Genomic DNA, 16,829 nt, shown 5'->3' on the forward strand with positions numbered 1-16,829 from the left:
CGGGCACGACGCGATCGCCGACGCCTCGGGCACCGACCGCCTCGTCTTCGCGGCCGGGATCGCCCCGGCCGACGTGGCGCTCCGGCTCGCCGGCGACGGCGCGACGCTCGTCGTCGCGGTGCGCGACGGCGACGACCGGATCACCATCGCGGATCGGGCCGCGATCGAGAGCTTCGCCTTCGCCGACGGCACGGTCTGGACCGCGGCCGACCTCGCCGCCCGCTGGCAGACGGCCACCGCGGGGGCGGACGTCATCGTCGGCACCGGGCCCGACGAGCGCCTCGCGGGCGGGGCCGGCAACGACCGGCTGTTCGCCGCGGGCGGGCGCGACACCCTGCTCGGCGAGGCCGGGGACGACGTCCTGACCGGCTCGGCCGGCATCGACACCCTCGACGGCGGGACCGGCCACGACACCCTCGCGGGCGGGCTCGGCGACGACGTCTACCTCTGGGGCCGCGGCGCCGGCAACGACGTCGTCATCGAGACCGGCGGGATCGACCGGGTCGAGATCGGCGCCGGCGTCGCGCCGGGCGACGTGCGGGTGATCGCCCGCGGGACCGCGAGCCTCGTGCTGCGCCTGCGCGACACCGGCGAGGAACTGACGCTCACCGACGCGCTCGCTTCGGCGGCCAACGCGATCGAGAGCGTCGCCTTCGCCGACGGGACCGTCTGGAACGCGGCCGAGCTCAGGACCCTGTCCCTGCTCGGGGGCGACGGCGACGACGCCGTCACCGGCAGCGCGGGCGCGGACCGGCTCGAGGGCGGGGCCGGCGACGACACGCTCGCCGGCTTTGAGGGCGACGACGTGCTGCTCGGCGGCGAGGGCCGCGACCGGCTGCAGGGCGGGGGCGGGGCCGACCGCCTCGTCGGCGGCCGGGGCGACGATACCCTGAGCGGCGGCGCCGGCGCGGACATCTACGTCTTCGGCGCCGGGGACGGGGCCGACACGATCGACGACCGGGGCGACGCCGCCGCCGACGGCCTGCAGATCGCCGGCTACGGGCTCGAGCGGATCCGCTTCGGCGCCCGCGGCCGCGACCTCGTCATCCGGTTCTCCGACAGCGCCGACCGCATCACCGTGCTGGGCGGCCTCGACGATGCGGCCGGCGGCCTGGAGACCGTCGACATCCTCGCCGACGGCGTCACCCTGTCGCTCGCCGAGATCCGTGCGCGGCTCGTCGACGATGTCGCGCTCACCGGCCGGTGGCTGGCGGGCGGGGCCGGCGACGACGCGCTCGCCGGCGGCGACGGCGACGACGTCCTCTCGGGCGGGGAGGGCGCCGACACCCTGGGCGGCGGGGCCGGCGACGACCTCTTCGCCGACCTGTCGGCGGACGCCTCGGTCGATACCCTGACCGGCGGCGCCGGCCGCGACACCTACGCCCTCCTGCCCGTGGGCGGCGACGCCGCGGTGGTGGCCGACGTGATCACCGATTTCCGGGCCGGGCCCGGCGGCGACGTCATCCGGCTTTCGGTCGGCAACCCCAACCCGTTCGAGGCCGGGGTGATCCGGCTGGCGCAGTCGGGGAGCGACACCCTGGTGCTGCGCCGCGGCACGGCCGGGCCGGACGCGATACTGGTGCGCCTCCTCGGCGTCGAGGCGACGGCCCTGACGGCGGCGAATTTCGACGGCGTCTCGGTGGCGGTCGACAACACCGTCAGCCTCGGCGACGACGACGGCGCCCACGTCCTCGACGGCTCGCCCCTCGACGACCGCATCTTCGGCAATGGCGGCGCCGATACGATCCGGGGCTTCTCCGGCAACGATCGCCTCGCCGGCGGCGCCGACGGCGACCTGATCGAGGGCGGCCTCGGCGACGACCTGATCGCGGGCGAGGACGGCGACGACCGGATCGTCGGCGGCGGCGGCAGCGACGTCATGGCGGGCGGCACCGGCGACGACGTCCTCGTCGGCACCGGCGACGGCAGCCTGTCCACCGACACCGACGTGTTCTCGGGCGGACGCGGCGACGACACGCTCGCCGGCGGGCTCGGCACCGACATCTACCGTTTCGCCCGCGGCGACGGGCGCGACACCCTCGTGGATCGCGGCGGCACCGACCGGATCGTGTTCTCCGGCATCACCGCCGCCGAGGTCGGCGTCGTCCAGGTCGGGCGCGGGATCGAGCTGCGCGTCGCCGACGAGGGCGGGCGCATCCGGATCCTCGACGCCCTCGACGGCGGCAGCGCCATCGAGACGGTCGCCTTCGCCGACGGCAGCGCCTGGACCTGGAGCGAGGTGCTGGCGCGCGCTCTCCAGGGCACGGGCGGCGACGACCGGCTGGCGCTCCCGGTGCGGCGCGAGGACAACCTCGTGACGAACGGCGACTTCAACGCCTTCGCGGCCGGCGAGGTACTCGACGGCGTCGGCGGTTCCCTGCGGCTTCGCGCGATCCCCGGCTGGACCGAGGCGAGCGGCCAGGCCTTCCGCTACCGGCCCGACGCGAGCGGCGTCGGCTACGGCCTCGACCTGGAGGCGTTCTTCGCCCACCTGGACGTCAGCCAGGTCGTGTCCGGCCGGCAGGCGGGCGAGCGGCTCGTCCTGAGCTTCGATTACGGCCTGCCGGCGGGGGCCGGGACGCGCGGCCTCGAGGTTTCGTGGAACGGCACGGGCGTCGCCTCCCTCACCGCCGACGGGAACGGGATGCGTACGGCGACGCTCACCGTCACGGCGGGGGCCGGCGACAACATCCTGCGCTTCCGGGGCGCCGGCGACCGCTCGGCGGCGGGCCCGGTGCTCGACGACGTGCGCCTCTACGCCGCCGCGGGGCGGCCGGGCGGCAGCCTCGCGGGCGGGGCCGGCAACGACGACCTCCTCGGCGGGACCGGCGACGACACGCTCACCGGCGGGACCGGCAACGACACCCTCGCGGGCGGCACCGGCGACGACACCTACGTCTTCGCCCGCGGCGACGGCCAGGACCTGATCCGCGACGGCGCCGGCCTCGACACCCTCGCCTTCGCGGCCGGCATCCGGCCCGACGAGGTGCGCGCCGTCGACGGCGCCACGAATCTCGTTCTTGAGATCGCCGGGACCGGCGACCGCATCGACCTCGGCGGCCCGGCGGGGCCGGAGATGGGCATCCGGCGGGTCACCTTCGCGGACGGCACCGTCTGGACGCAGGGCGCGCTGGTCGCGCTGTCGCGCGCCGGCACCGAGCGCGACGACGTCCTGCGCGGCGGGCCGCCCGACGACGTCCTGTCGGGCGGGGCCGGCGACGACCGGCTGATCGGTCTTGCCGGCGCCGACACCCTCGACGGCGGTCCCGGCCACGACCGCCTCGAGGGCGGGAGCGGCGACGACACCTACCTGTTCTCCGCCGATGGCGGTCACGACCGGATCCTCGATGCGGGCGGCACCGACGCGGTGGTGCTCGCGCCCGGCCTCGCGCCGGCCGACATCGCCGTGACGCAGAGCCGCGACGGGGCCGACCTCGCCCTGGTCGTGACGGCGACGGGCGCGCGCCTCACGATCGAGAACGCGCTGTCGGGGGGCCGGATCGAGGCCGTCCGCTTCGCCGACGGCACGGTCTGGACCGTGGCCGACCTGCTGGCCCGGACGCCGACCTTCGGCGACGACGCGCTCACCGGCGACGACGGCGCCGACGTGATGATCGGGGGCCTGGGCAACGACAGCCTGTCGGGCGGCCGCGGCGACGACGTCTACCGCTTCGCCCGCGGCGACGGCAGCGACGTCGTCCACGACCGCTCCGGTTCCGGCGCCGACCGGCTCGAGATCAGCGGCTACGCCGCCGCCGAGGTCAGCTTCCATCGCCTGACCGCCGACGGCGCCGACGTCGCGATCCGCTTCGCCGGCACCACCGACCAGATCGTCATCGTCGACGCGCTCGCGCTCGGCGGTGCCGGCATCGAGACCGTCGCGCTCGCCGGCGGCCCGGACTTCTCGGTCGCCGACATCCGCCGGGCGATCCTGGCGAGCCGCACGACCCCCGGCAACGACGTCGTCGTCGGCACCGACGGCCCGGACACCCTCGCGGGCGGGCGCGGCGACGACCTCCTGCGCGGGGCTGGCGGCGACGACACCTACCTGTACCGGCGCGGCGACGGCGACGACCGCATCGAGGCGGCCGGTGCCGGCATCGACACCGTGAGCCTCGCCGATTACGTCCCCTCGGACGTCGTCTCGGCCCTGCGCGCCGGCCCCGACAGCCACGACCTCGTCGTGACCTTCGCGGGGGCCGGCGACCGGCTGGTGCTGCGCGACGCCCTCCATCGGCTCAACGGCGCGCAGGGCAGCCTGACCCTGCGCTTCGCCGACGGCACGACGTGGGACCGCGATGCCATGCGGGCGCGGGCGCTCGCCGACAGCGACGGGTCCGGCGACGACACCGTCACCGGCTTCGACGGCGCCGACACCTTCGCGGCGCGGCCCGGCGACGACCTGCTGGCGGGCCTGGAGGGCGGCGACCTCTATCGCTTCGGCGCCGGCGCGGGCCACGACACCGTGGCGGAAACCGGCACCTCCGGGACCGACCGGATCGAGATCCGCGACTTCGCCTCGACGCAGGCGCGGATCGAGCAGCTCTATCGCGGCTCGGACTCCGTGGTGCTGCGCTTCACCGGGGCTCCCGCCGACAGCCTGACGGTGCTCGGCGCCCTGGCGCCGGACCAGAAGGGGATCGAGAGCTACACCTTCGCCGACGGCGTGGTCTGGACCAAGGATACCCTGGTCCGGCTCCTCGGCAACCGGGCGCCGGTGGCCCTCGACGACGGCTTCTACTCGGTGCGGACCGGGGACGAGATCGTCCTCAAGGCCGCCGACCTCCTGCGCAACGACTTCGATGCCGACGGCGACCGCCTGCGCATCGTCGCCGTCGAGACCGCCGCCACCGGCCTCGTTCGGATCGACGAGCGGGGCGACCTGCGCTACCGGGCGCTCGACGGGTTCTACGGCGCGGCCTCGCTCGCCTACACGGTCTCGGACGGGCGCAACGGCTTCGCCACCGCCTCGGTCGACCTCCGGGTGCGGCCGATCGCGACCGCGCGGCCGGATTCCGGGTTCACTGTGGCGGAGGATTCCGCCCTGGTGATCCGGGTCGAGCGCCTGCTCGCCAACGACCTCGACGGTGACCGCATGGTCGTCGGCCAGGTCTACGGCGCCGTGAACGGCACGGTGGCGCTGGCGAGCGACGGCAACATCACCTTCACCCCCTCGCCCGACTTCAACGGCACCGCCGCCTTCACCTACGCGGCGAACACCCCGGAGGGCGGCCGGGCCGAGGCCGCGGTCACGATCCAGGTCGGCGCCGTCAACGACGCGCCGGTCGCCCGGGCCGACCGGGCGGAGGCGGTCGCCGAGGGCACGCGCTTCTCCCTCGACCCGCGCACGCTTCTCGCCAACGACGCCGACATCGACGGCGACGCGCTCACGGTCCGCTCGGTGCGCTCCGGCGCCGACGTCGCGGTGTCGATCGGCGAGGACGGCCTGATCCACGTCGAACCGCGCGCCTATTACTGGGGCGAGGCGGCGTTCGAGTACGTCGTCGCCGATGCCGCCGGGGCGACCGCGACGGGACAGGTCCGGTTCACCGTCACCCCGGTCAACGACCCGCCCGATCCGGGCGACGACCGGTTCGAGACCACCGATGCCGGCGCGCCGATCCGCGAGGACAACCCGGTCGTCGTCGGGGCCGACCGGCTGCTCGCCAACGACGTCGAGCACGACGGCGAGGCGATGACCGTGACCGCGGTGCGCGGCGTGCGCGGAGGCGCGCCGCGGCTCCTCGAGAACGGCACCGTCCTGTTCACGCCCTGGACCGACTTCAACGGCGAGGCCGCCTTCGACTACCGTGTCGAGGACGGGCACGGCGGGGCCTCGTGGGCGCGGGCGACCCTGGTCTACCAGGCGGTCAACGACCTGCCGGTCGCCGCCGACGACAGCTACGAGGACCGCGCGTTCCCGATCCTGCGCGGCCGCGAGGACCAGGCGATCGAGATCCCGGTCGTCGAGCTCCTCAAGAACGACATCGACCCGGAGGGCTTCACGGTCCGCTTCAAGAGCGCCGGCAGCGCGATCCACGGCGACATCCGGGTCACCGACCACGGCACCGTCGTGTTCACGCCGGATGCCGATTACTGGGGCGAGGCGACCTTCGCCTATCTCGTCTCCGATCGCGAGGGCGCGGTCGACGGCGCCACCGTCACCCTGTGGTTCGAGAATGTCGGCGACGCTCCCCCGGTGGCGCGGCGCGACGTGATCTACGTCAACGAGGACATCCCCGTCGTCATCCCGATCGCGCAGCTCCTCGCCAACGACGACGACGTCGACCGCGACCCGGTGCGCTTCGTCGGCTGGCGGGCACCGACCGCGCTCGATGCCCTGACCTACGGGGCCGATGCCGGGAACAGGCTGAACGGCACGATCGAGGCCGACGGCGCCGGCAACCTGGTGTTCACGCCGGACCGCGACGCGAGCCGGAGCTCCGGCATCGTCTACCGGATCACCGACGACGCCGACGGCGAGGCCGAATCCTACGTCGACATCGTCGTCGTGCCGTCGAACGACGACCCGACGGTCGGGGACGACGAGGGCTTCGTCACGCCGCTCGGCGTGCCGCTGGTCCTGCGCACCGCGGACCTCCTCGCCAACGACTTCGACATCGAGCAGGCCGACCGCGACGGCGACGGCACGATCGACGTCGACCTCGACGACCCGCGCCGGCCCCGCCCGGCCTTCGATGGCGTCGTGGGCGTCTTCGACGCCGAGGCGCTCGCCCTCGGCGAGCGGATCCCGCGCGGCGAGGCGGAGGCGGTGACCTGGGCCGGCGAGACCTTCGTGGTCGTGCGCTTCGCCGAGGGCTTCACCGGCGCGGTCGCGGTCGAGTACCGCATCGCGGATGCCGACGGCGCGACCGATACCGGCTTCGCCATGGCGCGGGTCGATGCGGCCTATGACGGTGCCTTGCGCGGCACCAGCCGCGCCGATCTTCTGGTCGGGAGCGCGGGGGCGGACATCGTCCGGGCGCTCTCCGGCAGCGACCTCGTCCGGACGGGGGCGGGCGACGACGCGATCGAGGCCGGGGACGGCGACGATGCGGTCGAGGCCGGGGCGGGCGACGACTGGATCGCCGGCGGCCTCGGGGCCGACCGGATCGACGGCGGCGACGGCTTCGACACGGCGAGCTTCCGGGATTCCGCGGTCGGAATCCGTGCCGACCTCGAATCCCGCATCGGCCAGGGCGGCACCGCGCAGGGCGACACCTACACGGGCCTCGAGGCCCTGGTCGGCTCGGGCTTCGCCGACCAGCTCGGCGGCGATGCCGGCGACAACCGGCTCGACGGCGAGGGCGGCGACGACCTCCTCGAGGGACGGGGCGGCGACGACCGGCTTGCGGGCGGCGCGGGCGACGACCGGCTCGTCGGCGGCGCCGGCCGCGACACGCTCGACGGCGGGACGGGGACCGACACCGCCGACTACGCCTTCGGGGCGGTCGGCATCGCGGTGTCGCTCGCGACCGGCCGCGCCTCGGGGGGCGACGCCGAGGGCGACGTGCTCGTCGCCATCGAGAACCTCACCGGCACCGACGCCGCCGACACCCTGGAGGGCGATGCGGGCGGCAACGTCCTCGCGGGCGGGCGCGGCGACGACGTGCTGACGGGCGGACGCGGCGACGACACCCTGATCGGCGGCCGCGGGGCCGACCGGCTCGACGGCGGCGACGGGATCGACGTCGCCGACTACACGCTCTCGGCTGAGGGCGTCCTCGTCGACATGGAGAACGGCGCGGCCGGCGGCGGCGACGCCGAGGGCGACGCATTTTCCGGCATCGAGATCGTCCAGGGCTCCTACCACGACGACACGATCCGGGGCGACGCCAACGACAACCGCCTCCGCGGCGGCCGCGGCGCCGACCTCCTCGACGGGCGCGGCGGCGTCGACACCGCCGATTACAGCCGGGCCGACGAGGGCGTGAGCGTCGACCTCGCGGCGGGGCAGGGCACCGGCGGCGAGGCGGCGGGAGACCGCCTGGTCTCGATCGAGGGGCTGCTCGGCTCGCTCCACGCCGACCGGCTCGCCGGTTCGGGCGCCGACGAGCGGTTCCAGGGCGGGCGCGGCGACGACACCCTCGCGGGGGCGGCCGGCTCGGACACCTACCTGTTCGGCTTCGACGACGGGCAGGACCTCGTCGTCGAGGAGGGGTCTGCGGACGACACCGACCGCCTCGTGCTGGCCGCCGCCGTGGCGCCGCGGGACGTCTCGGTGATCCGCGAGGGCGACGACCTGCTGCTCGAGTTCGAGCGCCAGGACGGCTTCCTCGTCGACGCGGTGCGGGCGCGCGGCCACTTCCTCGGGCGCGAGACCGGCCTCGAGGAGGTCGTGTTCGCCGACGGCACGGTCTGGGCGCGCGAACGCCTCGACGCGCTGCAGCGCCTCGGCCGCTTCAACGCCGCCGACGACGTCGTGCGCTTCGCCCGCGAGGACGAGCCGCTCGTCATCGATCCCGCCCTGCTCACGCAGAACGACGCCGCGGGCGAGGCCGGCGCGCTCACCCTCGTGGGCGTCGGGAGGGCGGTGAACGGCAGCGTGGGCGTGCGCCCGGACGGCCGCATCGCGTTCCTCGGCGCGCCGGACTTCAACGGCGACGCCTTCTTCACCTACACGGTGCGCGACGCATTCGGCCGCGAGTCGAGCGCCCGGGTCGAGGTCGACCTCGCGGCCGTGAACGACGCGCCGACCGCCCTCGACGATCCGCTGGTTCCCGCCGTCGAGGACCGGATCCTGCGGATCCGGATCGCCTCGCTGCTCGCCAACGATCTCGACGTCGACGGCGAGTTCGAGGGCTTGCACATCGCCCGCGTCGATCCGCTGACCAACGGGGCCGGGATCGAGATCGACCGCTACAAGGAATCCGGCTTCCCCTTCGCGGCCACCAACGCCACCGCCCGGCTCGACGGCGACTACCTGGAGCTGCGGCTGCGGCCCGACTATTTCGGGCCGGCAGGCTTCGTCTACACGCTCAGCGACGCCGACGGGGCCACGGCCACCGCGCGGGTCGAGATCGCGGTCGCGCCGGTCAACGACGCGCCGCGCGACCGCGACCGGGTCCACGAGATCCGGCTCGGCCGCGACGCGGTCCTTGCCGTGGCCGATCTCCTGGCCGACACCTACGACGTCGAGGGCGACGCGATCACCTTCGTCGGGCTGCATGGCGGCCTCGACGGCGAGCCCGGCAGCAACGGCCGGGCGGTGCTCGACGCCGGCGCCCTCACCTTCACGCCGTTCGCCCTCGGGCGGGCGGGCATCGCCTACGACGTCGTCGATGCGCGCGGTGCGGCGGCGACGCTGACCTACGACCTCTGGGTCCGGCCGCTCAACGACGCGCCGCGGGCCGCCAACGATTACGGCCTGCGCACGCTCGAGGACCAGGTCCTCGTCATCGATCCGGCCGTGCTCCTGGCCAACGACACCGACGAGAACGGCGACACGCTCGTGGTCGAGAGCGTCGCCCGCTTCGCCGAGGGCGGCAAGGTCCGCCTGCGCGAGGACGGCCGGATCGAGTTCCGGCCGAAACCCGACTACAACGGCGCGGCCCGCTTCGCCTACACGGTCTCGGACGGACGCGGCGGCACCGCCACCGCCACCGCGTCGATCACGATCCTGCCCCGCAACGAGGGCCCGATCCTGCGCAACGACCGCGTCGCCGGCATCGAGGACGGACCGCTCCTCGTCATCCCGGCCGAGGCGTTCGGCAACGACGTCGAGCCGGACGGCGACGTGCTGTTCTTCCGCCGCGCCCGGGTGCTCGGGGCGGTCGACCACCGCTTCCTGTCGGCCGGCTTCACGGCCGACGCGGCGCTCGCCGACGGCTCGCCGCTGCCGTCCTGGCTGCGCTTCGATCCGGCCACGATGCGCTTCTCCGGCACCCCGGCCGGCGACGCGCCGGTCGCCGTCGACGTCTGGGTCACCGATCCGGCCAACGGGCGGGTGTTCGACACCCGGCTCGCCCTGACCGGGACGATGATCCGCCAGGGCTTCGACGCCCGCCCGGTCGTGCTCGAGGGCTACGAGATCCGCCGGCCCTTCGCGGTCTCGTACCGGTTCGGGGCCGACGACCTCGATGCCGCCACCGGCGTCACGGCCTCGCTCGCCGACGGCACGGCCCTGCCCGGCTGGCTTGCCTTCGATGCCGCGACCCTGCGCTTCACCGGCACGCCGCCGCAGGGGACGACCGGCCCGATCGCGGCCCGGCTCACCTTCACCCGGCCGGGACCGGCCGGGACCGGGCCCCTCGTCTTCACCGACCGCCTCGACCTCGATCCGGCTTCCCTGCCGGCGGGCATCGGCTACGACAGCCGCATCGCCCTGTTCGACCCGAGGGCCGGAACGGTCTCGGCCGCGACGGCGGGCGGGCGTCCGCTGCCGGACTGGCTGTCCTTCGACGCCGCGACCCGCACGCTCGGCCTCACCGGCTTCCCGCCGGAGGACGGCGCGGGGAGCGCGCGCCTGCAGGTCGTGTTCGCCCCGGGCCCGCGCGCCCTTCCGGACGGGGTGGTCGCCACCAGCGACCGCGGCTTCACCCTGGAATTCCAGGTCGATCCCGGCCAGGCGCTCGACGCGCAGGTGGCGGCGATCAACCGGACGCTCGCGGGCGAGGCCTATTTCGCCGCGCAAGGCCTGTTCGCCCTCGACCTCGAGGGGGCCGGCCCCGTCACCGCCGCCCGCGAGAGCGGGGCGCCGCTGCCGTCCTGGCTGTCTTTCGATCCCACGACGCTCGGGTTCTCGGGTTCGCCGCCGCCGGCCTTCGTCGGCGCCCTGCCGGTCCGCCTCGACGTGGCGGCCGGCGGCGGCCGCCCGGCCCTGTCGGTGATCGCCGAGGCGGTCGTCGACGACACGGTGAAGCTCGCCGGGCTCTCGGCCGCCGTGGAGCCGGCGCCGGGGGCGCTCCGGCTCGCCGCGCCGCAGGACTTCAACGGCACGATCGTCCTGAGCTACGACGCGGCCGACGAGAAGGGCGGGGTGTCGGCGAGCCCGGCCCTGATCTTCTACGACGTCGCGCCGGCGCGCGAGCGCCCGGATCCGGGCGCCGATGCCATCGCGGCGCGCGAGGGCGAGAGCACGCGCTTCGCGGTCTCCGACCTCCTGCGCAACGACCGCGACCGCGACCGCGACCCGGTGCGGATCCTGGCCCTCGGGCAGCCGGCGAACGGCACCCTGCTTCTCGAACTCGCGCGGGCGGTGATCGCGGCTCCCGACGACCTGGCGCCGTCGCCCGGCGCGACCTTCACGGCGACGCGCGCCGACGGCTCGCCGCTGCCGTCCTGGCTCGTCCTCGACCCGGCGACCGGGACCCTCTCGGGCGAGGTGCCGCTCGCGGTCGCGCAGAGCGTCGACATCCGCTTCACCCGGACGCTCGACGGCGTCGCGACGAGCCTGGTGGCCCGCCACCGCCTCGACGGCAATGCCGGGGCGCGGGTCGTCTACACCCCGGCCGGCGCCTTCTCGGGCGAGGATCCCTTCACCTACGTCGTCACCGACGACCGCGAGGGGCCCGCGACCGGCGCGGCGACCGTCCGCGTCGCGCCCCTGTTCGATCCGCCGGAGGCGGTCGCCGACACGGTGGAGGCGCGCGAGGACACCCCGCTCGTCATCGACCCGCGGGACCTCACCGCCAACGACCGCGACGTCGACGGCGATCCGATCCGCTTCGTCGGCGTCGCCAATCCCCGCCACGGCCGCGTCGACTTCGACGGGTCGCGCATCCTGTTCACGCCCGACCGCGATTTCGACGGCGACGCGGCGTTCGAGTACCTCGTCACCGACGATCGCCACGGCACCGGCACCGGCCGGGTGCGGGTCAAGGTCGCGGCGACCAACCGGGCGCCGGTCGCGACGGCCGACGGCTTCGACGCGCAGGAGGACGTGCCGTTCGTGTTCACGACGGCCGAGCTGATGGCCAATGACGGCGACCCGGACGGGGACGCGATCACCTTCCAGTCGCTGTCGCGCCGGGCGACCGGCGGACGCATCGCCGAGCTGCCCGACGGGCGCTGGCAGTTCGTCCCGGACGAGAACGTCACCGGCCCGGTCGCCTTCGCCTACACGATCGGCGACGGGCGCCGGCTCGGAACCGGCACCGTCACCTTCGCGGTCGCCCCCGTCAACGACGCGCCGATCGCCAACCCGGACGGCGCCGGCACCGCCAACGACCCGGCGGGCGTGTTCCGCACCACGCGGGACCGGCCGCTGACGATCGACCTCGCGGTGCTGCTCGCCAACGACCGCGACGTCGAGGGCGACGGCTTCGCGATCGTCGAGGTCTTCGACGGCGACCAGGGCACGGTCCTGCGCGACGGCGCGGGCGCCGTCTTCACGCCGGCGGCCGGCTATGTCGGCGATGCCGGCTTCCGCTACCGGGTCGTCGACGCGCGGGGCGCCTCGAGCGTCGGCACCGCCACCCTCCTCGTGGCGCCGGACGTGCCGCTGCCGATCCCGGTCTCGGATACCGGCTTCGAGATGCTGGAGGACCACGTCCTCGACATCGACCCCGGGGCCCTGATGGCGAACGACTTTGTGCCCGAGGGCTCGGTCCTGACCTTCGTCGGGATCGAGGGGGCCGAGCGGCAGCCCGACGGCACCTGGCGGGTCGCGCCGCCGGCCGACTTCAACGGCGACCTCGTGCTGACCTACGCGGTCCGGAACGAGCAGGATTTCGCGGTCTCCACCACCGTGACGATCCGCGTGCTGCCGGTGGCGGACGCGCCGGTCGCCCGGCCCGACGCCCTCGCCCTGCGCGAGGACGAGCCGCTGACGCTGTTTGCCAGCCAGCTCCTCGCCAACGACGGCGACGCCGACGGCCAGGCGATCGTGCTCGGCCGGATCGCCGGGACGCACGGCCTGCGCGTGACCGATCTCGGCTTCGGCCAGCTCCGGATCGATCCCGACGCCGACTTCAACGGCGAGGCCTCCTTCGACTACGCGATCGAGGACAGCACCGGCCTGTCCGCGACCGCCCGGGTCGCGGTGTCGGTCGCCCCCGTCGACGACGCGCCGGTCATCGCCGCACTGCCGGTGCTGAAGGGCACCGAGGACCGGCGCTTCAGCGCGACCCTGCCGGCGGACGCGATCACCGACGCCGACGGCGACGCGCTCCTCGTCGAGATCCGCAGCCCGGGCGGGGCTGCGCTGCCGTCCTGGCTCGCCTTCGACGCCCGCACCCGGACCCTGAGCGGCGACCCGCCGGCGGACTTCAACGGCACCCTGGTCCTCGAGATCGCGGCCTCGGACGCGACCGCGACGACGCGGCGCGACCTCCTGGTCTCGATCGCCCCGGTCAACGACGCGCCGGTGCCCGTCGGGACGATCCCCGACGCGGAGACCGACGAGGATCGGGCCTTCTCGATCGCCCTGCCGGTCGAGGCCTTCGCGGATGTCGACGGCGACCGCCTGGCCCTGACCGCGACGCTCGACGACGGTTCCGCTCTGCCGTCCTGGATGAGCTTGGTCGACGGCCGGCTCGCCGGCACGCCGCCGCGGGACTTCACCGGTGTCCTCGACCTCGCCGTCACGGCGAGCGACGGCGCCGAGACGGCGACCGGGCGCTTCCGGTTCGTCGTCCGGGCGGTCAACGACGCGCCGGTGGTGACGGCCTCGCCCGGCAGCGCGACGGGCGGGACGAAGGCGACGGCGGTGGATGCCGCCCTGAGCCTGTCGGACGCCGACAACGCCACGCTGGCCGAGGTCACGGTGTCGATCGCGAGCGGCTTCGTGACTGACCAGGACGTGCTGGATTTCGCCAACACGGATGCCGCGGTCTACGGCACCATCGCGGGCCGCTACGACACCGCCACGGGCGTGCTGACGCTGGCCTCGTCGGGGGCGAGCGCGACGGTGGCGCAGTTCGAGGCGGCGTTGCGGGCCGTGACCTACAGGAACACCGCGGCGGCACCGACCGCGGGAACGCGCAGCCTGAGCATCATGGCCGATGACGGCGTGAGCCGGAGCGCGGCAGCGACCCGGCTGATCGATGTCACGGCCCTGGTGGCCGATGCGGTTCCCACGGCGTTCGACGACGTGCTCTCCGGCACGTCGGGCGACGATACGGTGAGCCTGCTGGCCGGCAGCGACCTCTACGACGCCGGGATGGGCAACGATCGCGTCAACGGCGACGACGGCAACGACACGATCAACGGCAACGAGGGGGGCGACTGGGTCGACGGCGGTTCCGGCAACGACTTCATCACCGGCGGGTCCGGCAACGACACCCTGAACGGATCGGACGGGGACGACCAGATCTACGGCGAGGAAGACGACGACCTCGTCGCAGCCGGCGAGGGCAACGATACCCTCTACGGCGGCGATGGGAACGACCGGCTCCACGGCGACGAGGGCGACGACTTCATCGACGCAGGCAGCGGCGACGATGTCCTCTCCGGCGGCAACGGCAACGATCGGCTCCAGGGCGAGGAGGGCGACGACCTCATCGACGCGGGCAGCGGCAACGATGCCCTCTACGGCGGCAACGGCAACGACCAGCTCCACGGCGAGGAAGGCGACGACCTCGTCGCAGCCGGCGCCGGCAACGATGTCGTCACCGGCGGTAGCGGCAACGACACGATCTACGGCGAGATGGGCAGCGACTGGGTCGAGGGCGGTGCCGGCAACGACTTCATCGCCGGCGGGTCCGGCAGCGACACCCTGAACGGATCGGACGGGGACGACCAGATCCACGGCGAGGAAGACGACGACCTCGTGGCAGCCGGCAGCGGCGACGATATCGTCGCCGGCGGCGCCGGCAACGATCGGCTCCACGGCGAGGACGGCAACGACTACGTCGCAGCCAGCACCGGCAACGACACCGTGACCGGCGGCGCCGGCAACGACCGGCTCTACGGCGAGGAGGGCGACGATTCCATCGACGGGGGCAGCGGAGACGATGCGGCTTACGGCGGGTCCGGCAACGACACCGTCGACGGCGAGGCGGGTGACGACGTCATCGCGGGCGGCGACGGCGACGATGCCCTCTCCGGTGGCGACGGCAACGATCGGCTCCACGGCGAGGAGGGCGACGATTCCATCGACGGGGGCAGCGGAGACGACGCGGCTTACGGCGGGTCCGGCAACGACACTATCGACGGCGGTGAGGGTCACGACGTCATCGCGGGCGGCGACGGCGACGATGTCCTCTCCGGCGGCAACGGGAACGATGAGATCCACGGCGAGGCGGGAGACGACGTCATCGTGGCCGGCGCCGGCAACGATCGGCTCCACGGCGAGGAGGGCGACGATTCCATCGATGGCAGCAGCGGAGACGACGCGGCTTACGGCGGGGCCGGCAATGACACCGTCGACGGCGGTGAGGGGCACGACTTCATCGCGGCCGGTGACGGTGACGATACCCTCTCCGGCGGCAACGGGAACGATGAGATCCATGGCGAGGCGGGAGACGACGTCATCGTGGCCGGGGACGGCAACGATCGGCTCCACGGCGAGGAGGGCGACGATTCCATCGACGGCGGCAGCGGAGACGACGCGGCTTACGGCGGGGCCGGCAACGACACTATCGACGGCGGTGAGGGTCACGACTTCATCGCGGCCGGCGACGGCGACGATGCCCTCTTCGGTGGCGCCGGCAACGATCAGATCCACGGCGAGGCGGGTGACGACGTCATCGATGCGGGTAGCGGCAACGATGTCCTCTACGGCGGCGATGGGAACGACCGGCTCCACGGCGACGAGGGAGACGACTTCATCGACGCAGGCAGCGGCGACGATGTCCTCTCCGGCGGCATCGGTCACGATCGGATCCAGGGCGAGGAGGGCGACGACCTCATCGACGCGGGCAGCGGCAACGATGCCCTCTACGGCGGCAACGGCAACGACCAGCTCCACGGCGAGGAAGGCGACGACCTCGTCGCAGCCGGCGCCGGCAACGATGTCGTCACCGGCGGTAGCGGCAACGACACGATCTACGGCGAGATGGGCAGCGACTGGGTCGAGGGCGGTGCCGGCAACGACTTCATCGCCGGCGGGTCCGGCAGCGACACCCTGAACGGATCGGACGGGGACGACCAGATCCACGGCGAGGAAGACGACGACCTCGTGGCAGCCGGCAGCGGCGACGATGTCGTCGCCGGCGGCGCCGGCAACGATCGGCTCCACGGCGAGGACGGCAACGACTACATCGCAGCCAGCACCGGCAACGATGCCGTGACCGGCGGCGCCGGCAACGACCGGCTCTACGGCGAGGAGGGCGACGATTCCATCGACGGGGGCAGCGGAGACGACGCCGCTTACGGCGGGGCCGGCAACGACACCGTCGACGGCGGTGAGGGGCACGACTTCATCGCGGCCGGTGATGGCAATGATGTCGCCTATGGCGGATCCGGCAATGACGACCTCTACGGCGAGGACGGCGATGATTTCCTGCTGGGTAATGCCGGGGACGACTGGCTCGCCGGCGGCCGCGGCCGCGACACCTTCGGGTTCGGTATCGGCGACGGACGCGACACGATCCGGGATTTCATCACCGGTGGATCCGAGGCCGACGTCATCGCTTTCAACTCGGGCGTCATGACCTCGTTCGCCGCCGTGCAGGCTGCAAGCTCGCAGGAGGGTGGGGATGTTGTGATCGCCGTAACGCAGGATTCGAATATCAGGCTCCAGGATGTTGCACTCAACAGCCTGTCAGAATCCAACTTCACGTTCAGCTGAGCGAAAATCTCGCATCCGCCAGCAATACCCTCGCGCCCTGGCATCGACACGTCGGTGCTAGGGCGTCCGGCGCATCGGCGCCGGCGCGAGGAGAGAGGCCTTGCGGGCTAAGAACGCCTGATACCCTCGCGCCTTGGCATCGACACGTCGATGCCAA

General features: G+C 73.9%; 1 protein-coding gene. It reads left to right on the plus strand.

What is annotated here, in order from left to right:
* The first annotated feature begins 73 nt into the window (after window positions 1-73).
* Complete coding sequence (locus A5481_RS35435; protein WP_064504422.1) at window positions 74-16,672, plus strand: tandem-95 repeat protein; 16,599 nt, start codon at window positions 74-76, stop codon at window positions 16,670-16,672.
* Window positions 16,673-16,829: the final 157 nt, after the last annotated feature.

Source organism: Methylobacterium platani, from assembly GCF_001653715.1.
In the GTDB taxonomy this organism is placed as follows: domain Bacteria; phylum Pseudomonadota; class Alphaproteobacteria; order Rhizobiales; family Beijerinckiaceae; genus Methylobacterium; species Methylobacterium platani.